The 20,972-nt window shown below is 70.5% G+C and carries 18 protein-coding genes; 4 read left to right on the top strand and 14 right to left on the bottom strand.

The genetic code is table 11. From position 1 onward, the window contains the following. Positions 1-68: 68 nt before the first annotated feature. Complete coding sequence (locus tag F6X53_RS07775) at positions 69-944, top strand: hypothetical protein (RefSeq protein ID WP_150999186.1); 876 nt, start codon at positions 69-71, stop codon at positions 942-944. 27 nt (positions 945-971) lie between these two features. On the opposite strand, the gene F6X53_RS07770 is transcribed toward F6X53_RS07775, so the two are convergent. Next, positions 972-1,190 carry a hypothetical protein gene (locus tag F6X53_RS07770; RefSeq protein WP_150999184.1) on the bottom strand — a complete coding sequence of 73 codons (219 nt, stop codon included), beginning with the start codon at positions 1,188-1,190 and terminating at the stop codon, positions 972-974. Between the two features lie 270 nt (positions 1,191-1,460). Beyond that, positions 1,461-2,345, bottom strand: a complete 885-nt coding sequence (locus tag F6X53_RS07765) for an SMP-30/gluconolactonase/LRE family protein (RefSeq protein ID WP_150999183.1) — start codon at positions 2,343-2,345, stop codon at positions 1,461-1,463. A 182-nt stretch (positions 2,346-2,527) separates the two neighbouring features. Between F6X53_RS07765 and F6X53_RS07760 the strand changes: the two genes are divergently transcribed. Then, on the top strand, positions 2,528-3,466 hold the full coding sequence (locus tag F6X53_RS07760) for a DUF817 domain-containing protein (RefSeq protein WP_238296315.1): 939 nt from the start codon (positions 2,528-2,530) through the stop codon (positions 3,464-3,466). A gap of 117 nt (positions 3,467-3,583) precedes the next feature. On the opposite strand, the gene F6X53_RS07755 is transcribed toward F6X53_RS07760, so the two are convergent. The 11 genes from F6X53_RS07755 to rpsT form a co-directional block, all read right to left on the bottom strand. Then, entirely contained in the window at positions 3,584-4,483 is a 900-nt protein-coding gene (locus F6X53_RS07755; protein ID WP_150999181.1) for an NAD(P)/FAD-dependent oxidoreductase, read from the bottom strand. A gap of 160 nt (positions 4,484-4,643) precedes the next feature. Continuing rightward, positions 4,644-4,982: a Grx4 family monothiol glutaredoxin gene (gene grxD / locus F6X53_RS07750; protein ID WP_150999179.1), complete on the bottom strand. Its 339-nt coding sequence runs from the start codon at positions 4,980-4,982 to the stop codon at positions 4,644-4,646. Positions 4,983-5,159: 177 nt separating this feature from the next. Next, on the bottom strand, positions 5,160-5,396 hold the full coding sequence (locus F6X53_RS07745) for a BolA family protein (RefSeq protein ID WP_150999177.1): 237 nt from the start codon (positions 5,394-5,396) through the stop codon (positions 5,160-5,162). 35 nt (positions 5,397-5,431) lie between these two features. Next, a complete protein-coding gene (gene purL, locus F6X53_RS07740) occupies positions 5,432-7,657 on the bottom strand; it encodes a phosphoribosylformylglycinamidine synthase subunit PurL (protein ID WP_150999175.1) in 2,226 nt (741 codons plus the stop codon). Between the two features lie 163 nt (positions 7,658-7,820). Further along, the gene (locus F6X53_RS07735) at positions 7,821-8,990 is read right to left on the bottom strand and encodes a hydrolase (protein WP_150999174.1); all 1,170 of its coding nucleotides are present in this window, start codon (positions 8,988-8,990) and stop codon (positions 7,821-7,823) included. Between the two features lie 142 nt (positions 8,991-9,132). Beyond that, entirely contained in the window at positions 9,133-10,992 is a 1,860-nt protein-coding gene (gene recQ, locus F6X53_RS07730) for a DNA helicase RecQ (protein ID WP_150999172.1), read from the bottom strand. A 596-nt stretch (positions 10,993-11,588) separates the two neighbouring features. Beyond that, positions 11,589-11,999 carry a cupin domain-containing protein gene (locus F6X53_RS07725; RefSeq protein WP_150999171.1) on the bottom strand — a complete coding sequence of 137 codons (411 nt, stop codon included), beginning with the start codon at positions 11,997-11,999 and terminating at the stop codon, positions 11,589-11,591. Between the two features lie 446 nt (positions 12,000-12,445). Further along, the gene (gene recF / locus F6X53_RS07720) at positions 12,446-13,627 is read right to left on the bottom strand and encodes a DNA replication/repair protein RecF (protein WP_150999350.1); all 1,182 of its coding nucleotides are present in this window, start codon (positions 13,625-13,627) and stop codon (positions 12,446-12,448) included. Positions 13,628-13,647: 20 nt separating this feature from the next. Continuing rightward, entirely contained in the window at positions 13,648-14,769 is a 1,122-nt protein-coding gene (gene dnaN, locus F6X53_RS07715) for a DNA polymerase III subunit beta (protein ID WP_150999169.1), read from the bottom strand. Positions 14,770-14,985: 216 nt separating this feature from the next. Next, on the bottom strand, positions 14,986-16,479 hold the full coding sequence (dnaA, locus tag F6X53_RS07710; RefSeq protein WP_150999167.1) for a chromosomal replication initiator protein DnaA: 1,494 nt from the start codon (positions 16,477-16,479) through the stop codon (positions 14,986-14,988). A gap of 537 nt (positions 16,480-17,016) precedes the next feature. Beyond that, positions 17,017-17,292, bottom strand: a complete 276-nt coding sequence (gene rpsT, locus F6X53_RS07705; protein WP_150999164.1) for a 30S ribosomal protein S20 — start codon at positions 17,290-17,292, stop codon at positions 17,017-17,019. Between the two features lie 324 nt (positions 17,293-17,616). On the opposite strand from rpsT, the gene speB reads away from it, so the two are divergent. After that, the gene (speB, locus tag F6X53_RS07700; protein ID WP_238297238.1) at positions 17,617-18,555 is read left to right on the top strand and encodes an agmatinase; all 939 of its coding nucleotides are present in this window, start codon (positions 17,617-17,619) and stop codon (positions 18,553-18,555) included. Between the two features lie 65 nt (positions 18,556-18,620). Further along, positions 18,621-19,259 (top strand): glutathione S-transferase family protein, encoded by a 639-nt coding sequence (locus tag F6X53_RS07695; protein ID WP_150999158.1) that lies wholly within the window; start codon positions 18,621-18,623, stop codon positions 19,257-19,259. 15 nt (positions 19,260-19,274) lie between these two features. Here F6X53_RS07695 and F6X53_RS07690 read toward each other — a convergent pair whose 3' ends face one another. Continuing rightward, a complete protein-coding gene (locus F6X53_RS07690; protein ID WP_191970738.1) occupies positions 19,275-20,972 on the bottom strand; it encodes a cache domain-containing protein in 1,698 nt (565 codons plus the stop codon).

The following is a 20,972-nucleotide window of genomic DNA, read 5'->3' as shown; positions in this document are numbered from 1 at the left end:
GTAAACAAACGTCCTTACCCCATGCTTTCGGGGATCATTTCGCGAGAGCATCGGCCAGGACGACAGCCATGACGAAGGGCATCGAGGCGAACGCCGAGACCAAGGCGACCGCGCCATCCGCAATGTCGCCGGAGGCGCTGCTGAAGGCCGCCGTCAGCGGCGCCCGCGAGCTGGAGAAACCGGCGACGCCCGTCCCGGCGCGAAAGCCGGCCTTCGCGCTGGATGCGCGCCTCGGCGGCCTCATCGCCGGCACCCTTGCCGTCGGGCTGATGCTCGGCGCGGGCGCGACGGCGCTGACGGTCCCCCGCGGCGATCGCTCCGTGAGCGCCTTCGCGGAGGTGAATGCGGGGCTCGAGGCCAATCGTCTCGAGGCCTCGCGCCTGAACACCGAGATCGAGCGCCTTGGTAAGACCCTCGCGGGCCTTCGCGATGCGAGCGAGGGGCGCCGCAACGAGCTGAAATCCAGCAATAGCGGCGTCACCGAGCGCTTGGCGAAGCTCGAACAGATTCTCACGGCGAAGCTGACCGGGATCGGGGAGCGCGTCGACCAGGCCGAGCGCGAGCAGGGCGCCCGCCTCGCGGCTCTGACGACGCAGGTCGAGAAGCGCGCCGCGAGCGCGCCAGCGCCGGCGCCTCAGCCGGTGGCGGCCCCTCAGCCCGTCGCGGCCGCGCCCGCGCCGACACCCGTCGCGGCACCGAAGCCCGAGCCCAGCCAGACCGGGAGCATCAACGACGCCAAGGCGAAGCCCGCCCCGGTCGAGAACTGGGCCGTGCGCGACGTCTATGACGGGACGGCCATCCTGGAAGACCGCCGCCGCCGCCTCGTCGAGGTCGGGCCGGGGGATACGGTGCCGGGCGTCGGGCGCGTCGAGGCCGTCGAGCGCCGGGGCCGTCAATGGGTGGTGGTCACCCGCCAGGGCGTGATCACGCCGCAATCCTGGTGAGAGCGGGCGCCCGGAACCCGGGCCCGCTCAGGTCGTGGGGACCGGCGTCGAGGCGAACTCGTCGGCGCGCACGGGGAAGCGCGGCTCGATCGTGGTCGCGTCGGTCATGGTCGCGGGCTGCATGGTGCGGCGGCGCCCGTTGATCCGGGCCCGCACCTGCTCGGCGCGCGTCGGGTGAAGGATGGCGGCAAGCAGGGCCTGCCCCTCGAACTCGCAATCCAGATTCTTGGCGTCGAACACGGGCATGAATGGCCTCGCACCGGCGTGGCGAGAGAGTTCGGGATGGCCGGGCAACCTCGGCCATATGCGAATAACGGGGATAAGCGGAACAAGTTCCGAAAGTCGTCGCCCGTTCATCGATAATCAATCATTACACCGGTTACCCGGGGCGGCGGTGCGAAAGCGCACGCAGACTTCCCGTTACGATGGGGGCGAAGTCGCCCTGGGCGCCGACTCAGTGTTCGCATCGCGCCTGGCCAAATCCAGCGCGGGCTCCGACGCGTCACGGCCTCGGCCTCAGAGGCCCGCCCCGCGGAAGATGCGCCCCGCCTCTCCCCGGATATCGGTCTCCACCACGAAGACATGGCCCGCCATCGGGTCGATGGCCGGATCCCGCCCGCGCCGGCAGGTGGTGATGTAGAGGGTGGTGAGGTCAGGACCGGCGAAGGCGCATTTCGTCACCAGGGCGGTCGGCACCGGCAGGATGCGCTCGATGCGGCCGTCCGGCGTGAAGCGGGTGATGCGCGAGCCCGCGTAGTGGCAGATCCAGAGATGCCCCTCGGCATCGACCGTGATCCCATCCGGCTTGCCCCAGCCCGCCTCGAACACGATCAGCGGGCGAGGTTCGCCCAGCCGGGTGCCGTCGTAATCGTGCACCCGCACCACGTTGCTGGCGGTGTCGATCGAGTAGACCAGGCCTCCATCGGGGCTGAGCACCGGACCGTTGGTGACCGCCGCCGATCCGCCGAAATCCGTCAGGGTGGTGCCGTCCCAGCGGTGGAAGCCGCCGGTGGGCTGCGTCTCCGCATCGTCCATGCTGCTGAACCAGAGGGCACCGTCCGGTCCGACGGCGCCGCTGTTGAGGCGGTTGTTCGGCGGATGGGGATCGGGCCGCACCAGGGATGTCCGGGCGCCGGTCTCGAGGTTGAGGAGCGCGACGCCGGAGCGAAATCCCGCCAGCACCACGTCCGGGTCGGGGGTCAGCACGGCGAAGCTGATGGTCTCATCGAGCGCCAGGCGCCGCGTCGCGTCGGTCTCGGGGCGATGGCGCCAGACCGCCGGGTTCTCGATATCGACCCAGACCAGCGTGTCGGAGCGGGGATCCCAGAGGATCTCCTCGCCGAGTTCGCAGCCGCAGGCGATCGCGACGCGGGGCGTGTGCGGATGGACGGGAGGGGTCATGCGTGCGGGCATCCTGGGTGACACGAGTGGGGCGCCCTCGAAGGATCGGGCGAAGATCAACGCGCGACCCCGCGGGCTGTCCCCGAGCGGACCCGCCCGAACGCGGAAAGAGGCCGGGCGCGCAGCCTTTCGTGGCGATCCCGCAGGCCCTGTGCGAGAGCGTACCGCGGGAGAGCGTGTGCGTGATCGAGCCAGACAAGTATCAGCGAGCCAGGAACCCTCGGCGCGGTACGCAGGAGAGCGCCGCCGCGGCATGGCCGCCGCTCGCCCGCTACATCGAGGCGGATGCGCGTCTCGGAGCCGCGGCGGCAGCCCGCGGGCCGCTCACCCTGGCGGCCTACGAATTCCTGAGATTCGGGGTGAAGCAGGCCTGGGCCTGCCTGTTCGGGGCCATTCTCCTCGGTTTCCTCATCCTCACCTATTGGGCCTACCCGGTCGGCGCGCCGCTGACGCGTTATGATTTCCTGTTCCTCACGGCGATTGCCATCCAGGTCCTCATGCTCTGGCTGCGGCTCGAAACCCTGGACGAGGCCAAGGTCATCCTGATCTTCCACGTCATCGGAACGATCATGGAGGTTCACAAGACAGCAATCGGAAGTTGGGTCTATCCGGAGGCGAGCCTCTTCCGCATCGGCGGCGTGCCCCTCTTCACCGGCTTCATGTACGCGGCCGTCGGAAGCTACCTCGCCCGGGTTTGGCGCCTCTTCGACTTCCGGTTCACGCTGCACCCCCCGCTCGCGGCACTCGCCGCGCTGTCGGCGGCGACCTACGTGAATTTCCTGACCAATCACCGCGTGCTGGACATCCGCGTCGGGTTGATCCTGGCCGCAATCCTGCTCTTCGCCAGGACGACGGTCTACTTCAAGGTCTGGCGCACCCACCGCCGCATGCCGCTCCTCCTCGGGCTCACCCTGGTCGCGCTGTTCATCTGGTTCGCGGAGAATATCGGCACGGCAACGGGCACCTGGCTGTACCCCAGCCAGAGGCTGCGATGGTCGCTCGTCCCGTTCTCGAAGCTGACCTCGTGGTTTCTCCTGATGATCATCTCGTACACGCTGGTCGCCTGGGTGAACGGCATCTCGATCTTCCACAGCGCCCGGAGGAGCGCCGGCCGGCCGTGATCCGCGGCCAGACCTCGCTGCGAGGGCGTTCGTGGTCCTCGCGGGGTTCGCCCTGCGATGCTGCCGCCCATCCGGGTCGGGCATCCGATGCGCGCCGGCCGCCCGGCGGCGTGAGGCTCAGCGCGTGTCCTCGCTCAGAAGCTCCGTGTTCACCGCGAACGCCGCCATCGCGCCCTCGGCGGCGGCCACGACGGCGAACTGGACCCGGCGCGAGGCATCACCCGCCACGAACAGGCCCGGCACGTTCGTCTTCTCGTAGTCGCGGGTCGGCACGATGCCTTTCGGGGTGAGGTCGCAGCCGAGCTCGCGGATGAGGTCCGAGGGCTGGCACGCGGCGGGCATCAGGAACACGGCGCGGCAGGGCAGCGTGCCGCCCTCGGCGAGTTCGAGATGCGTCGGGCGCGTCCCGTCGCCGTGGAGGCGCCGCACCCGGTCCGTGACGATTCGGACGCCGTGGCGCGCGAGGCGGTCGCAATCCGCGTCGGACAGGTCGGTGGGGTTCCCGTCCGTGCAGAGCGTGACGTCGCGGCTCCAGGCCGTCAGCTCCAGGGCGAAGCCCTTCGCGGCCGGCCCATGCGCGTAGGCGACGAGGGGCTCGTCGCGCGCCTCGTAGCCATCGCAATAGGGGCAGGAATGGACGCCCGTGCCCCAGTGCTCGGCAAAGCCCGCGATCTCGGGCGGCTCCTGGTGGAGACCGGTCGCCAGGATCAGGCGACGGGCGCGCTCGCTGGTCCCGTCGGACAGCCGCACCGCGAACCCGTCCCCGTCCCGGCGAGCGCTCACGACGGCGATGTCGCGCCGCTCGACCGTGGGGTAGCGGTCGAGATCCGCCTGCGCCGCCGCCCGCAGCTCGAAGGGGGGCGTCCCGTCCCGCGTGAAGACGCCCCAGGTGCGCGGCGTGACGGCGTTGCGGGGCTCACCCTTGTCGCAGAGGAGGACGTTGCGCCGACAGCGCCCGAGGATCAGCGCCGCGTTGAGGCCGGCCGGGCCACCGCCCACGATGATGACGTCGCGCATGGCAGCGATCCCCCGAGACCGGGCCCGCGAGCGGGCCTCCTGAACGAGGCAAGCGCCGGTGAGCCCGATCGTTTCCCGGATCCCACGAAAAAGGGCGCCCGCGGCGCCCATTTCCGAAGATCCCGGGATCCGGGATTCCGCCCGGATCAGGCTGCCCGCATCAGGCTGCTGCAGTCTTCAGCGGCACGCCCTTCTCGGACAGGAATTGCTGCAGCTCGCCCGACTGGAACATCTCGCGGGTGATGTCGCAGCCGCCGACGAACTCGCCCTTCACGTAGATCTGCGGGATGGTCGGCCAGTTCGAATAGGCCTTGATGCCGTCGCGGATCGCCATGTCGTCGAGGACGTTCACGCCCTTGAACGGCACCCCGAGGTGATTGAGGATCTGGACCACCTGGCCCGAGAAGCCGCACATGGGGAATTGCGGCGTGCCCTTCATGAACACGACCACGTCCTGCGACTTGATCTCGGTCTCGATGGCTGCGTTGACGTCGGTCATGGTCTCGTCCTTGCTCGATGCGCTTGATTTAGGGATGGTCGCCGGTCTTTTTCAACACCGCGGCCGGGCATTCGCGACGGCCAGGCCCCTGCGCGTGGTCGCGCGGCGGCGCCGCGTGGTCGTCGTCGAGCGTCGGCTGGTCCATCAGGCGCAAGCTCCTCGCGATCCGGCGGGAGCCTAATCCTGCGGGACGCCCGTCGTCAGCGCAAGCGCGTGGAGCACGCCCCCCATCCGCCCCTGGAGCGCCCCGTAGACCATCTGGTGCTGGGCCACCCGCGTCTTGCCCTTGAAGGCCGACGACAGAACGGTGGCGGCGTAATGGTCGCCGTCGCCGGCGAGATCCCGGATCTCCACCTGGGCGTCGGGCAGCGCCTCGCGGATCATCGTCTCGATCTCGCGCGCATCCATCGGCATCGTGTCACTCCTGCAGCATCTCGGGGGAGGGCGGCTCAGGCCGCCACGCCGGCCGGCTGGCTCGCCATGTAGGTGGGGAACCAATCCTCGTGGGCGCGGCGCAACTCCTCGACCGATATGGTCTGCCCGCCCGGCAGGGTCAAATGATCGGTGCCGGTGATGCCGACGACCGCCGCGTCGATGCCCTGCGCGGCGGCGCTGTAGAGGATGTCGGTCACCGTCTCGGCATCCACCGCCAGGAGGTAGCGGCCCTGGTCCTCGCCGAACAGGTAGGCGTGGGCCGGGAGATCGACCGGGACCTCGGGCAGGGCCGCGCCGATATGGCCCGCCATGGCCATCTCCGCGAGGGCGACCGCGAGGCCTCCGTCCGAGAGGTCGTGCACGGTGTCGACGAGCCCGGAAGTGATCAGCCCGCGCACGAAATCGCCGTTGCGGCGCTCGATCCCGAGATCGACCGGCGGGGGCGCGCCCTCCTCGCGGCCCTCGATCACCGCGAGATAGACCGATTGGCCGAGCCAGCCGTCGGTCGCGCCGACGAGGACCAGGGCGTCGCCCTCGCGCTTCAGCGCGATGGTGGCGTGGCGCTCGACGTCGTCGAGCACGCCGACGCCGCCGATGGTCGGGGTCGGCAGGATGCCGATGCCGTTGGTCTCGTTGTAGAGGGAGACGTTGCCGGACACGACCGGGAAGTCGAGGGCCTTGCAGGCCTCGCCGATGCCCTGCAGGCAGCCGACGAGCTGGCCCATCACCTCGGGCTTCTCGGGATTGCCGAAGTTGAGGTTGTCCGTGATGGCCAGGGGCCGGCCGCCCACCGCCGTGATGTTGCGCCACGCCTCGGCCACCGCCTGACGGCCGCCCTCGACCGGATCCGCCTCGCAGTAGCGCGGCGTCACGTCGGCCGTCAGGGCAAGACCCTTCGGCCCGTCCTCGACCCGCACCAGGGCGGCGTCGCCGCCCGGCTTCTGCACGGTGTTGCCGAGGATGAAGTGGTCGTATTGCTCGTAGACCCAGCGCTTCGAGGACAGCTCCGGCGAGCCGACGAGGCGCTTCAGCGCGTCCGTCAGCGAGGCCGGCGCCGGCACGTCGGCGGCGCTCAGGACGGGGCGGTGGGTGTTGGAGCGGTGCGGCCGATCGTAGAGGGGGGCCTCGTCGCCGAGTTCCTTGATCGGCAAGTCCGCGACCGTCGCGCCATGGTGCTTGACGACGAAGCGCAGCGTGTCGGTGGTGTGCCCGATGATCGCGAAATCGAGGCCCCACTTCACGAAGATAGCCTCGGCCTCCCGCTCCATGCCGGGCTTGAGCACCATGAGCATGCGCTCCTGGCTCTCCGAGAGCATCATCTCGTAGGGGGTCATGCCCTCCTCGCGGGCCGGCACCTTCTCGATGTGGAGCTCCACCCCGAGATCGCCCTTGGCGCCCATCTCCACGGCCGAGCAGGTCAGCCCCGCCGCGCCCATGTCCTGGATCGCGATGACGGCGCCCGAGGCCATCAGCTCCAGGCAGGCTTCGAGCAGGAGCTTCTCCGCGAAGGGATCGCCGACCTGGACGGTGGGACGCTTCGATTCCGAGGCCTCGTCGAACTCGGCCGAGGCCATGGTGGCGCCGTGAATGCCGTCGCGGCCGGTCTTCGAGCCGAGATAGACGATCGGGTTCCCGACGCCGTTCGCGGCGGCGTAGAAGATCGCGTCGGTCCGGGCGAGGCCCACCGCCATGGCGTTGACCAGGATGTTGCCGTCGTAGCGCGGGTGGAAGCCGACCGCGCCCCCGACCGTGGGCACGCCGAAGGAATTGCCGTAGCCGCCGATGCCCGCGACCACGCCCGAGACGAGGTGACGGGTGCGGGGATGATCCGGTGAGCCGAAGCGGAGCGCGTTGAGCGCCGCGATCGGCCGGGCCCCCATGGTGAACACGTCGCGCAGGATGCCGCCGACCCCGGTCGCCGCGCCCTGGTAGGGCTCGATGAAGCTCGGGTGGTTGTGGCTCTCCATCTTGAAGACGCAGGCCAGCCCGTCGCCGATATCGATGACGCCCGCGTTCTCGCCCGGCCCCTGGATCACCCAGGGCGCCGAGGTCGGCAGGCCGCGCAGGTGCTTGCGGGAGGATTTGTAGGAGCAGTGCTCGTTCCACATCGCCGAGACGATGCCGAGCTCGGTGAGCGTGGGGTCGCGCCCGATCAGGCCGCGGAAGCGCTCGTACTCGTCCGGCGTCAATCCGTGCTGCTGCACGAGCTCGGGGGTGATGGGCACATCGTTCTGGAACATGCAGCAGTCTCGGCGGAGGGTCGGGCCTGTCCGGCGCGAGACGGGGCACAAGGCATCCGCCCCGGCGTCGATGGCCGCAGTTGCGACGGCTCTAGTGCGGAAGCGCCCGCGCTGGCAACAATCGATCGCGCCGCTCCCCGCATAGGGTATGGATTGCGGGCGCTCAGCTCAAGGTCGAGGCGGCCGCTTCCAGGATGGGCGCCTCCTGCGCCGTGCCCGGACGGCAGGTCCGCGCGATCATCGCGTGGATCGGCTCCGGGCCGGCCACGAAGACGATGTAGTCGAAGGCGGCCGGATCGCGGCTCGACATCAACAACTGGAAATGCATCTGGAACAGGTTCCATTTGCGCCGGGCGAGGAGCTCGGCATCGATCAGGTCCTGGATGCGCACGCGGATCACGGCCGGGCGATCGGGGCCGGGCGAGGGGATGCCGGAGGCGATCAGCGGGTCGCGCAGGTGGATCGACAGCCAGTCCCAGTCGGCCCGCACGTCGAGCCAGCCGATCGCGCCGGCTTCCGCCACCCGCGCGAGGGCGCGCCGGACCTGGCCCGCCTGCGGGTCGAGGGCGATCCAGGGGATCACGCTGCCGATGGTCACGAGGGAGACGGGCGTGCCGCGCCGGCCGAATTCGGGATCGATGGCGAGGATCCGGTCGAGGGCCTCGATGGCCAGGAAGCTCGACGAGGAATGCCCGATCAGCACGAGCTCGGACGCGCTCGCCTCGGCGGCGCGGATGCCCTCCGCGAAGGCGTCGAGCCGCCCATGCATGCGCATCTCGGCCCCGCTCGCGTGATCATGCGTGAAGGTAGTGTCGTCGACGAGATGCGCCACGTAGAGCGGCTTGCCCCGCGTCAGCGCCATGATCAGGCCGAGGATCGCGTAGGCCACTGGGGGAATCGCCAGGAGCGACCAGGGACGGGCCGCCTGCGGCAGTGCCAGCATGGCGCCGGTCGCCAGCCCGAGGCTGAGGGCCACCAGGGCGAGGAAGATCCAGTGCACGCCGAGGATGACGGTCGCGAAGCGCCGCGCCTCCTGCTGGAAGCGGCGGATATAGCCGACGCGCCGGAGCCGCCACCACAGGGCCGGGACGTCGCGCAGGCGGCGCCAGTTCGAGCGCGGGAAGCGCGCCCCCACGATGTCGTCCCAGCGCAGGAGGCTGTAGCGCGTGCGCGCCCCGTCGAAGTCGATGGTCCAATCCAGGCTGAGGCCGTCCTCCGCGCGCGCCGGGTCGCTGACCGCGATGGCGTGGCCGCGGCGCCCGGCGGTGATCCGGCTCTCGCGGCGGAACAGGCCCCAATAGGTCTCGGGCGGGCGCGGGTCGAACCCCGGCATGTAGAAGACCTGCCGGCCCTTGCCTTGGCGGGAATCGCTTGTGTTCGAGATGACGGAGCCGTGCGGTTGGGGGCGTCGGAGTGATTCGGAGCGTGAAAGCGTCCCTACACGACGCCGCCCCGCGCAGACGAGGAAAAAGCGTTCAGCGGGCGGCCTGCGCCTCCGGGGGCCGCGACAGGAAATCCGCGATCGCGGCGACGAAGCGCTCGCCATAGGCCTCGCGCTTGCGCTCGCCGACGCCGTGCACACTCCGCAGGGCCCAGAGGTCGACGGGCTTGGCGCGGGCCATCTCGATCAGGGTGCGGTCGGGGAAAACCATGAAGGCCGCGATGCCCTCGGCCCGCGCGATCGTGGCGCGCAGGCCCCGCAGATGCTGGAACAGGGCCTCGTCCGCCTCGCTCAGGGCCAGCGCCTCGTCGTCGCGGGCGGCGGTGCGGCGGCGCTCGCGCGGCTCGGCGGCCCGGGGCTCCGGGTCCGGCCGGAACCGGATCGGCTCGCGCCCGAACAGGATCGCCTCGCCCTTCTCGGTCATGGCGAGGCCGCCATAGCCGTCGCCGTTCTCCGCCACCGCGCCGGCGGCGAAGAGCTGGCGCAAGATGGCGCGCCAGGCCGCCACGGGCTTGTCGGCGCCGACCCCGAAGGTCTTCAGGCCGGCATGGCCGTTGCGGCGGATCGAGTCCGATTCCTTGCCGCCGACGACGTCGCAGATATAGGCGGCGCCGAAGCGCTGGCCGGTGCGCACGATGGCGGAGAGCACCTTCTGGGCCGGGACGGTGCCGTCGATGAGCGAGACGCCGCCGCGGCAGAGGTCGCAGCGGCCGCACGGCTCGCTCGTCTCGCCGAAATAGCCCAGCAGGGATTGGCGCCGGCAGGTCGCGCCCTCGCACAGGGCGATCATCGCCTCGAGCTTGCGCCGCTCGACGCGGCGGCGCTCGTCCGGCACCTCCTTCTCGTCGATCTGGCGGCGGCGCAGGGCCATGTCGTCGAGCCCGTAGATCGTCAGCGTGTCGGCGGGCAGCCCGTCGCGGCCGGCGCGGCCGATCTCCTGGTAATAGCCCTCGACATTCGAGGGCATGTCCGCGTGGCAGACGAAGCGCACGTCAGGCTTGTTGATGCCCATCCCGAAGGCGACCGTCGCGGTCATCACGACTCCGTCCTCCTGCAGGAAGGTGTCCTGGTTCCTCATCCGCGTGCCCTGGTCGAGGCCGGCATGGTAGGGCAGGGCGTTGAAGCCGTCGCGCGCGAGGCTCTCGGCCAGCTGCTCGGTGCGCTTGCGCGAGGAGCAGTAGATGATCCCGCTCTCGGAGCGGCGGTGCTTCAGGAACCGCTCGATCTGCCGGGTCGGGTTGTCCTTCGGCACGAAGGTCAGGCGGATGTTCGGGCGGTCGAAGGAATGGACGAAGGTCCGCGTCTCGCGGCCCGCCGGAAACAGCCGCTCGGCGATGTCGGCCCGCGTCGCCTTGTCGGCGGTCGCGGTCAGCGCCAGCACCTGAACGTTGCCGAGGGCCTCGCGGGCGCGGGCGATATCCCGGTATTCGGGCCGGAAATCATGCCCCCATTGCGAGACGCAATGCGCCTCGTCCACGGCGAGGCGGCGCACGCCGGCGCTGCGCAGGGCATCCATGCAGCCCTCCATCAGCAGCCGCTCCGGGGAGACGAAGAGCAGCCGCAGATCGCCCGAGCGGATGCGCCGCCAGGTCTCGCGCGAGGCCGCCTCCGGCACCGTCGAGTTGAGGGTGGCGGCCGCCAGGCCGAAGCCGAGCATCTGCTGCACCTGATCGTGCATCAGGGCGATCAGCGGCGACACGACCACCGTCAATGAATCCTCCACCAGCGCCGGCAGCTGGTAGGTCATCGACTTGCCCGAGCCCGTGGGCATCACGGCGAACACGTCCGCGCCGTCGAGGACGCTGCCGATCACCTCGGCCTGACCGGGCCGGAAATCATCGTACCCGAAGGTTTTCCGGAGGGCGGCGCGGGCCTCGTCGAGGCGTGAGGTCATGGGAATCTCAGGACTATCCGGCGGCGTGACGGGTTGAAGGGCGCTCGTGTCGACCTCACGCAATTTTGTCGACACACGGGCGGTCACCCTGGGTCCTGACACCCGCGGCGACACGGTCAAGGGGCCGACCGACACGCTGGAATCCGTCGCGCGGGTGAGCGGGACGGAAGCGGTTCGAACGGCCCTCGCCGACGCACCGGGGGCGCGGGCACGCCCTCTCGCGAGAGACGGCGCAGTCCGTCGCGGATTCGGGCGCGCAGGTCCAGGAGTTTCTGGCATGGTCGCATATCAGGATTGTGGCCGTCGCCGAGCCGGAAAGCACCGGGGCGCTCGCGGCGTTCCGCCGCGACGGCCAGGGCCATCCGACTCAGCAGGGGCCGCGCTGCGCCGATGCCTGCGCGCAGGCCGATGACGAGCCGCTGCCCTTCGTCGGATGCGACCTCTCCCGGACAGGCATCCGCGCGGCGTTCCCCGAGAGCCGTTTTCCGATCGCGTCGCGAGCGGGAACGACCTCAAGCCTTCGACGCGCTCACCTGCGCCAAACCGGCAACCACCTCAGCGAAGCGCTCCGGGCTCCGGACCCATCACGGGGGCGCTCACGTCGGCGCTGGAACGGGAGTCGCCAGAGGCTTTCCCTTCTGGACCGTGAATGTGACGAACAGCTTGGTTGCCTGCGATCCATTCTTCAGCGTGTGCGGGGTTTCCGGCGCCGTTATCCAGGAAAAGCCGGGTTTTATCATCTTCGTCGCTTCGCCCTTGATGAGCAATTCGCCGGCGCCCTCGAGTGTATAGCCCGCCTCGGTGCCTGGATGGGTGTGCCAGCCAAGGACAAAATCCGGCTCGAGATCGACGATCACTTCCAGCGTCTCGTATCCCTCGACCGGACCGTCGATCCGCGCAGTGATCGTTCGCTTTATCCCACTCGGCGTCTGCGCCGAAGCGTCATCCGCCACGAATCCAATCGCTGCGCAGATCGCGCAACCGGTGAACATTCGCCTGCTTAACATGCGCCCTCCTTCCCTCGTGCGTGCCGCAGCGCCATTGAACCTAGAAAAGTCCAGCCACAATCGATCATGGCCGCCTCAGCCAGCTCGACACAGCGATATCCGGCTCCACCCTGCATCAATGAACGCTTTTTCGACTGTACAGTATATTATCAGTATTATCGCGCAGCGCAGCAAATTATCAGACTATCCAAGATTCGGGCAGCATTCCGTACTCACGAGCAGTATCGGAGGGGTGTCAAGGCAGAGTGCAGAGCGGGAGTCGATGGCCGAGCCGCTGTCGCGTGCGGCGATGCGGCGCGATCTTCGCGAACCGATCGTCCGTCGTCACAACTGATCCCTGGGCTCCTCGCACGAGAGCCTGAACCAGAGTGCGGCCGGGCGCACCGGCCTCATGGGTCCGGAACCCTAGCGTGCCGCGATGACCTGGACGGCGCCGGCCCCGCGGTTCAGGGGGCGGCGGGCGGCACGATCCGCCCATCCGCGACCCGTACCACATCGGCGCGCCCGCTCAGCTCCGCGAACAGCGCCGGGTCCGCCCCCGTCATCCAGACCTGGCCCGGCAGCGCCTCCAGCGCATCGAACAGGCCGGTGCGGCGGCGCGGGTCGAGATGGGCCGCGACCTCGTCGAGGAGGATCACGGGCGCGATGCCGCTCATGGCCTGGACGAGGCGGGCATGGGCGAGCACCAGCCCGATCAGCAGGGCCTTCTGCTCGCCCGTCGACGCGGTCGCGGCCGGCACGTCCTTGGGCCCGTGGCGCACCACGAGGTCGGTGGTCTGCGGCCCCGTCAGGGTCCGCCCCGCCGCCCGGTCGCGGTGCCGGCCCTGGCGCAGGGCGAGGCGGAAGCGGTCCTCCGCCTCGATCGCCGGCCACACCGCCACGAGGTCGTCGAGATCCCCTTCGAGGCGCAGGCTCGCCCAGGGGAAGGGCTCGGCATCGTCGCGGGTCTCGGCGATGAGCCGGTCGAGGCGCTCCACCGTCTCGCGGCGGGCGAGCGCCACGGCGACGCCGAGCTCGGCCACCTCCCGCTCGATCGCGTCGAGCCATTGCGAATCCCCCGGCCGCTCCTCCAGGAGGCGGTTGCGCGAGCGCAGGGCCCGCTCCATGGCGCTGACGCGGCTGCCATGGGCGGCATCCACCGCGAGGACCAGACGGTCGAGGAAGCGGCGGCGGTCGCCGGCCGGGCCCCGGAACAGCCCGTCGAAATCGGGGGTCAGCCAGACGATCCGCAGGAACTCCGCGAAGGCCACGGGCGAGGGCACGGTGGCGCCGTCGATCCGGCAGAGGCGGCTCGCGCGCGCCTCGTAGCCCGGCGGCTCGCAGCCGGTACCGAGGCGATGCTCGGATTCGTCGCGCGCCAGCGTCAGCGAGACGGCGAAGCCCCCGGGGCCGCCGACGCGCGCCATCGTGGCAAAGTCCGCGCGCCGGAGGCCCCGGCCCGGCGAGAACAGGGAGATCGCCTCGAGCAGATTGGTCTTGCCGGCCCCGTTCTCGCCGACGAGCGCGACGAAGCGCCGGCCGATCGCGAGATCGAGTTCCGCATGGTTGCGGAAGTCGCGCGCGATCAGCCGGCTCAGGCGCTGTCCGCCCGCCGGGAGGTCTGTCTCGGGATCCGGCCCGGACGGGATCGGCGAAGCCTCGGCCCCGCTCACACCCGCATCGGCATCAGGACGTAGAGGGCAGACGCCCCCTCACGGTCCTGGATCACGGTGGGCGAGCCCGGATCGGCGAGCTTGAACAGGGCGGTGTCGCCCTCGAGCTGGCTCGTGATGTCGAGGAGGTAGCGGGCGTTGAAGCCGATATCGAGGCCGGCGGCCTCGTAATCGACGTCGAGCTCCTCGGTGGCGCTGCCCGAATCCGGGTTGTTCACCGAGAGCGCGAGGCGCCCTTCCTGCAGCCCGAGCTTCACGGCGCGGCCGCGCTCCGACGAGATCGTCGAGACCCGGTCCACCGCCTTGGCGAAGGGGTCGCGCTCGACCGTGAGGCGCTTGTCGTTGCCGGTCGGGATGACGCGCTGGTAATCCGGAAAGGTGCCGTCGATCAGCTTCGAGATCAGGGTGACGCCGCTGGCGAATTGCAGGCGGATCTTGGCCGGCGACAGCTCGATCGCGACGCTCTCGCCCCCGTCATCCACGAGCTTCTGGATCTCCGCCACCGCCTTGCGCGGCACGATGATGCCCGGCATGCCGCGGCTGCCGTCGGGCGCGTCCATCTCGACCCGGGCGAGGCGGTGCCCGTCGGTGGCGACCGCCCGCATCTTGAGGCTGCCCTCGACCTCGATCGTGTGCAGGTAGATGCCGTTGAGGTAGTAGCGCGTCTCCTCGGTCGAGATCGCGAACTGGGTCTTGTCGATGAGGCGCTTCAGGTCCGCGGCGGGCAGGGAAAAGCCGTTCGGCAGCTCGCCCGCGGCGAGGTCCGGGAAATCACCCTCGGGCAGCGCCCCGAGGGAGAAGCGCGAGCGGCCGGAGCGGATCGTCATCTGGCCGGAATCGGCGCCCGTTTCCAGGGAAACCTGGGCCCCGTCCGGGAGCTTGCGGACGATGTCGTAGATGACGTGGGCCGGCACCGTGGTGGCGCCCGCATCGACCACGTCGGCCGGGATCGTCTCCGTCACCTCGATGTCGAGGTCGGTTGCCTTGAGCTGGAGGCCGGCCTCGCCCGCGCGCAGGAGCACGTTCGAGAGGATCGGGATCGTGTTGCGCCGCTCGACGACGCGGTGCACGTGGCCGAGCGACCGAAGGAGGGCCGCGCGCTCGACAGTGACTCTCATCGCAAAATACTCTGGTCTTCGAAAAATCCTGCCGCGGCCGGCAGCCTGGATCGGGGCCGGACAGCTTGGCGAACGGCCGCCAGGATGGCAAGCGGCCGATCGCCCGGCTCCCGTGCTATCGCGGCCGCGCGACGACCTGGGCGGACCCCCAAGACGCGATTGGGGCCCCCGCCCGAGCGAGAGTTCCGATGCCCGCCAAGGGCGCGGCCGCCGCTCTCAATCCTGCAGCATGCGCTTCAGCAGCTCGACCTCATCGCCGAGCACCGCGTCCTCGCCGATCTGCTTCTCGATCTTGCGGACCGCGTGCAGCACGGTCGTGTGATCGCGCCCGCCGAAGCGGCGGCCGATCTCGGGAAGGGAGCGCAGGGTCAGCACCTTCGAGAGGTACATGGCGATCTGGCGCGGCTTTACGACCGCGGCGGTGCGCCGCTCGGACAGGATGTCGGAGCGCGAGACGTTGTAGCGGGAGGCCACCAGCTTCTGGATGTCCTCGATCTTGATGCGCTTCGGCTCGCGGTTCTTCACGAGGTCGCGGATCGCGGTCTCGGCGGTCTCCATCGTCACGGTGGCGCCCGTCAGGGTCGCGTGGGCCAGGAGCCGGTTCACCGCGCCTTCGAGGTCGCGCCCATTCGCCGTGATCGCCTTGGCGACATAGGCCGCGACCGTCGGCGAGACCTCGAAATTCGGGTGCGAGGCCCGCACCGCCGCCAGCCGGGCCGAGAGGATCGAGGCGCGCAGCTGTTCGTCGAGGCTGCCGATCTCGACGACGAGGCCGCCGGCCAGGCGCGAGCGCACGCGCTCGTCGAGGGCTTCGAGCTCCGTCGGCGGCCGGTCGGAGGCGACCACGACCTGACGGCCGGCATCGATCAGCGCGTTGATGGTGTGGCCGAACTCGGCCTGGATCGACTTGCCCTGGATGAACTGGACGTCGTCGAGGATCAGGAGGTCGATCGCCCGCAGCCGCTCCTTGAAGGCCAGCGCGTTCTGGGTCTTCAGGGCGTTGACGAAGCCGTACATGAAGCGGTCGGCGGTGAGGTAGATCACCCGGCGCCCGGCCTCGCGGGCGGCGTGGCCGATCCCGTGCAGCAGGTGCGTCTTGCCCAGGCCCACGCCCGCGTGGAAGTAGAGCGGGTTGTAGAGCGCGCCCTCGCCGTCATGGCGGGCGACGCGCTCGGCCGCCGCGTGGGCCAGGGCGTTCGAGCGCCCGACCACGAAGCTCGTGAAGGTCAGCCGGACATCGAGCGGAGCGCCGTTGAGGTCGCCGCCCTCCCCGCGCGTCGCATTCTCCGGCTCCGCCAGGGCGGCCGGGACGGGCGTCTGAGAACCGGCCGCGTGCAGGCGGGCGAGGGGGCCGCTGGCGGGATGCGTCTTGACCGGGCTCGCCACGGGGCGCGCCGGGGCCGCCGGCCCGCGCACGCCGACCTCGATGCGCGACACCGCCTCGACCTCGCTGCGGAAGGTGTTCAGCACGCGGTCGAGGTAATGGGATTCGATCCAGCTCTTGAGAAAGCGGGTGGGGACCGTGAGGCGGGCGATTCCGGCGGAGACGTCCTCGAGTTCGAGGCGGGCGAACCAGCTCGCGAACACGTCCTCGCCGAGCTCCGCGCGCAGCCGGCGCTTCACCCGCGCCCAGGCCGCCGCCGTCTCGGCGGCGCTCGTGCCGTTGCCGTTGTTTCCGCCGCCGTCCGCCAAGCTTCCGTCGACTTGCATTTCGCTCTCCTCGCACCGAGGACGGAATCCGCCAATCGGAGCGTACGCACACTAAGCTTGCGGCCCCGCAGGAATTTGCGAGACGCGAATCTTCGGCAGAGTCAACCCCTCGACAGCGGGCTTTTGCCGATCGATCGACCCTATCAACAATTCGCTACGGTTCTCCTAACAGTGGGACTTGCGGGGATAGCCGAAATAGGGAGCTGACGCCTGGGAGAATCGAGAACGCGAGTCGAGGCACGCCGCTGATCTTGCAAACGATTCGCCATCGCCTGTCGCAAACATCGCCGTTGCTGGAGTTTGGTTAGTTTTTGTTAAGCTACACTCGGCCCCTAGACTCCGCAACGGTGCGGATTTCCGAACAGCGTTAACGGAGCGTGCCCTCCGGAGGCGCGCGAAGGCGCGGCCCCACCCGAGGGCGGCGCCCGGCCGATGCGCGTGGAGACGGGGGAGGGCGCAGCGGCACCGGCCATGCAGACACGAAAAAGCCCGGCGCGAAGGCCGGGCTCGATCGTCAACGTCCGTGAGTCGGAGGGCTCAGGCGGCAGCGGCGCTGAGCAGCTTGACCCGCGCGGCGAGGCGCGAGACCTTCCGGGACGCGTTGTTCTTGTGCACGATGCCGTGCTGGGCGGCCCGCATGATCTCGGGCTCCGCGGCGCGGAGCGCCGTCAGGGCGTTGGCTTGGTCGCCGGTGGCGATCGCCTCCTCGACCTTGCGGACAAAGGTACGCATCCGCGAGCGGCGCGAGCGGTTGATCGCGGTACGCTTGGCGATCTTGCGGGTCATTTTCTTGGCCGACACGGTGTTGGCCATGGGCATCCTCGTCTCGTCTGGCGATACCGATGGGCCTCTCGGCCGTGGTCGGTCAACGCGTGCAGGTTATCAGGCAATGGCGAAGCCGAGGGTTCGCGATCAAGCGCGAGCCCTCGGCGGAGCCGGTTCTATAGTCGCGCGGCCGTGAGTCGTCAACGCAGGCAAAAGCGGTGGCGTCCGGCGCGCTTGATCTCGCCGGAACCCGCCCGGATGATCGCGGGCGGCGAAGCATTCGCAGGGACCAAGAGCCGGGAGGGGCGCGTGCCGCACAGGGTCAGCGAGACGGACGCGGCGCGCATCGCCCGCTATCGCCCGGCCTCCGGGATGCTCAGCCCGCGCTTCTCCGGCGTGCCGAGCTTCATGCGGCTCCCGGTCCTGACGCCGGAGGAGGCCGCCGGAACCATCGAGATCGGGCTGGTCGGCATTCCCTTCGACGGCGCCACCACCAACCGGCCGGGCGCCCGGCTCGGCCCCCGCGCCGTGCGGGAGGCCTCCACCGGCACCCGGATGCTCAACCCGGCCAGCGGCATCGCGCCCTACGCGCTCGCGGCCTGCGCCGATCTCGGGGACGTGCCGGTCAACCCGATCGACGCCGCCGAGACCTGCCGGCGCATCGAGGCCTTTCACGCGGGGCTCAGGACAGGCGGCATCGTGCCCCTCTCGATCGGGGGCGACCACCTCGTGACCTATCCGGTTCTGCGGGCTCTCGGAGCGGGGCGGCCGCTTGGCCTCATCCATATCGACGCGCACAGCGACACCGACGACAGCCAGTACGGGGGCACGCGGCTCACCCACGGCACGCCGTTCCGCCGGGCGATCGAGGACGGCGTGCTCGACCCGCGCCGCAGCGTGCAGATCGGCATCCGCGGCAGCATCGATGCGGCGGACGAGCGCGACTGGGCCTGCGGCCAGGGCCTGCGCGTCATCACCATGGAGGAGACGCTGGTGCGCGGGCTGCCGGAGATCGTGGCCGAAGCGCGGGCGATCGTGGGCGCGCATCCGACCTATCTGAGCTTCGACATCGACGCCCTCGATCCGGCCTACGCCCCCGGGACCGGCACGCCCGAGATCGGCGGCTTCACCACGCGGGAGGCGCTCCATCTCGTGCGCTCCCTGCGGGGCCTCGATCTCGTCGGGGCGGATCTCGTCGAGGTGGCGCCTCCCCTCGACGCCGCCGGGATCACGGCCCTGGCCGGCGGCAGCCTCGCCTTCGAGATCCTGTGCCTCTTGGCCGATGCCGTCGCGGAGCGCCGCGCCGCTTGACCCTCCGGCCCGCCGGCCACAAGCCTGCCGGCCAGACCTCCGAACCCGAGAATCGAGAGATCGAGATGCAACCCGAGATCATTTTCTACCACGCCCCGAACACCCGCTCGACGGGCGTGCGCATCCTGCTGGAGGAGTTGCGGGCGCCGCACCGGATGGAGGCGCTGAACATGAAGGCCGGCGCGCACCGGGAGCCCGGCTACCTCGCCGTCAACCCGATGGGGAAGGTGCCGGCGATCCGGCACGGCGAGGCGCTCGTGACCGAGCAGGCCGCCGTCTATCTCTACCTCGCCGACCTTTTCCCCGAAGCCGGCCTCGCGCCCGCGCCCGGCGATCCGCTGCGCGGGCCCTACCTGCGCTGGATGATCTTCTACGGTTCCTGCTTCGAGCCCGCCGTGATCGACCGCGCGCTGGAGCGGGCACCCGGGCCCCGGGCCATGTCGGCCTACGGGGATTTCGACACGGTGCTGGCGCAGGTGATCGCGGCGCTGAAGCCCGGCCCCTACCTCCTGGGCGAGCGGTTCTCGGCGGCCGACATCCTGTGGGGCTCGGCGCTCGGCTGGACCACGGGCTTCAAGCTGATCCCCGAGGATCCCACCATCGCGGCCTACGTGGCGCGCATCCGCGAGCGTCCGTCGGTCCAGCGGGTCTCCGAGGCGGAGACCCGCCTCGCCGCCGAGCACGAGGCCGCCGCCGCGGCCTGACGCGCCACCCCGGCCTCAGGCGGCGCGCCGCTCCGCGGAGCCGGCGCGAAGCGCGGCGAGGAAGTCCTGTACCTCGGTCTCGATGCGCCGAGTCTGGGCCGCGAGGCTCTCCGAGACGGTGAGGACGGAGCCCGCGGCCTCGCTGGTCTCACCGGCGGCCCGGGTCGAGATCCGCATCGCCGCCGCGAGAGCCTCGGTGCCGGCCGCCGCCGCCCCGATGCTGCCGGCGATCTCGCGCGTCGCCCCGTCCTGCTGGCCGACGGCATCGGCCACCGCCACCGTGACGCCGTCGATCTCGGCCATCACGGCGGCGAGATCGTGGATGCCCTCCACGGCGGTGCGGGTCGAGGCCTGGATCTCCGCCACGTAGCCGACGATCTCCTCGGTGGCCTGCGCCGTCTGGGCCGCGAGGCCCTTCACCTCGGCGGCGACCACCGCGAAGCCGCGCCCCGCCTCGCCCGCGCGCGCCGCCTCGATGGTGGCGTTGAGCGCCAGCAGGTTCGTCTGACTCGCGATGGCCTGGACCGCGGCGACCACGGCCCCGATCCGGCCGGCGGCCTGGTTCAGGGTCTCGACCTGCTCGGCCGAGCGCCCCGCCATGGCGGCGCCCCGGCGCACCACCTCCGCGGCCCCGCCGACCTGCCGGGCGATCTCCCGGATCGAGCTCGACAATTCCTCGGTCGCCCCCGCCACCGCGGTGACGTGGCCGGCCGTGCTCACGGATTCGGACATCGCGGCCTTCGCCTCTGAGGCCGAGTTGGCGGCGATGCCGGACAGGGTGCGGGCCGTCGTTTGCATCGCGCCCGTATCGCGCCCGAGCGTCGTCAGGGCGTCCTGGATCACGGTGCGGAAGGTCTCGACGCCGCTCTCGACGTGCCGGGCCTGCACGGATCGCGCGTCGGTCAGGGCGCGGGCCTCGGTCTCGAGTTCCGCCGTGCGGATCGCGTCGCGCCGGAAGACGTCGAGGGCGCGCGCCATGGTGCCGATCTCGTCGCCGCGCGCGAGCCCCGGGACCGCGATGGCGCGGTCGCCCTTGGCGAGGCGGTCCATGGTCTCGGCGAGACCGAGGGCCGGCCCCGCCACGTGGCGGCCGATCGCCGCCGCGACGAGCCCGATCAGGACCAGCACGGCCGCCATGCCGGCGAGAAGCGTGATCAGCGTGCCGCGCAGGTAGGCCAGGGTGTCGTCGGTGTAGACGCCGGTGCCGATGATCAGGCCCCAGGGCTTGAAGCCGGCCACGTAGGAGATCTTGCCGACCGGCTCCTCGGCGCCGGGCTTCGGCCACAGGTAGGAGACGAAGCCCGCGCCGTCGCGTCGCACGACGTCGCCCATGTCGACGAAGAGGCGGGTTCCGGCCGGATCGGCGAAGCCGCTCATGTCCTTGCCCTCGAGCGCCGGCTTGATCGGGTGCATCACCATCCGGTGCGTCTCGTCGATGACGTAGAAATATTCCTCGCCGGCGAAGCGCAAACCCTTGAGGACGGCGAGCGCGGCGCGGCGCGCCTCGGCCTCCGGCATCCGGCCGGCCCGGGCCTCTCCCTCGAAATGCGTGAGCACGCCGCGGGCCACCTCGACCGCCTGCTGGGTCCGGGTCGCCCGCGCCGCCGTGATCTCGCGGTAGAGCCCGTGGGAGGCGAGGCCGATGATGGCGAGAACCCCGATCAGGGCCGCGACCGTGATGGCGTGGATCTTCACGCCGAGTCCGAGTTTCAT

It is taken from the genome of Methylobacterium soli (assembly GCF_008806385.1).
GTDB classification, from domain to species: Bacteria; Pseudomonadota; Alphaproteobacteria; order Rhizobiales; family Beijerinckiaceae; genus Methylobacterium; species Methylobacterium soli.
Note: the sequence above shows the minus strand (reverse complement) of the source record. Positions and strands in the feature narration are given on the sequence as shown.

Excerpts from the sequence above, each read along its gene's own strand:
- F6X53_RS07775 (WP_150999186.1), top strand. The coding sequence starts at position 69 with ATGACGAAGGGCATCGAGGCGAACGCCGAGACCAAGGCGACCGCGCCA.
- F6X53_RS07770 (WP_150999184.1), bottom strand. The coding sequence starts at position 1,190 with ATGCCCGTGTTCGACGCCAAGAATCTGGATTGCGAGTTCGAGGGGCAG.
- F6X53_RS07765 (WP_150999183.1), bottom strand. The coding sequence starts at position 2,345 with ATGACCCCTCCCGTCCATCCGCACACGCCCCGCGTCGCGATCGCCTGC.
- F6X53_RS07755 (WP_150999181.1), bottom strand. The coding sequence starts at position 4,483 with ATGCGCGACGTCATCATCGTGGGCGGTGGCCCGGCCGGCCTCAACGCG.
- grxD (WP_150999179.1), bottom strand. The coding sequence starts at position 4,982 with ATGACCGACGTCAACGCAGCCATCGAGACCGAGATCAAGTCGCAGGAC.
- F6X53_RS07745 (WP_150999177.1), bottom strand. The coding sequence starts at position 5,396 with ATGCCGATGGATGCGCGCGAGATCGAGACGATGATCCGCGAGGCGCTG.
- purL (WP_150999175.1), bottom strand. The coding sequence starts at position 7,657 with ATGTTCCAGAACGATGTGCCCATCACCCCCGAGCTCGTGCAGCAGCAC.
- F6X53_RS07735 (WP_150999174.1), bottom strand. The coding sequence starts at position 8,990 with ATGCCGGGGTTCGACCCGCGCCCGCCCGAGACCTATTGGGGCCTGTTC.
- recQ (WP_150999172.1), bottom strand. The coding sequence starts at position 10,992 with ATGACCTCACGCCTCGACGAGGCCCGCGCCGCCCTCCGGAAAACCTTC.
- F6X53_RS07725 (WP_150999171.1), bottom strand. The coding sequence starts at position 11,999 with ATGTTAAGCAGGCGAATGTTCACCGGTTGCGCGATCTGCGCAGCGATT.
- dnaN (WP_150999169.1), bottom strand. The coding sequence starts at position 14,769 with ATGAGAGTCACTGTCGAGCGCGCGGCCCTCCTTCGGTCGCTCGGCCAC.
- dnaA (WP_150999167.1), bottom strand. The coding sequence starts at position 16,479 with ATGCAAGTCGACGGAAGCTTGGCGGACGGCGGCGGAAACAACGGCAAC.
- rpsT (WP_150999164.1), bottom strand. The coding sequence starts at position 17,292 with ATGGCCAACACCGTGTCGGCCAAGAAAATGACCCGCAAGATCGCCAAG.
- speB (WP_238297238.1), top strand. The coding sequence starts at position 17,617 with ATGCTCAGCCCGCGCTTCTCCGGCGTGCCGAGCTTCATGCGGCTCCCG.
- F6X53_RS07695 (WP_150999158.1), top strand. The coding sequence starts at position 18,621 with ATGCAACCCGAGATCATTTTCTACCACGCCCCGAACACCCGCTCGACG.
- F6X53_RS07690 (WP_191970738.1), bottom strand. The coding sequence starts at position 20,972 with ATGAAACTCGGACTCGGCGTGAAGATCCACGCCATCACGGTCGCGGCC.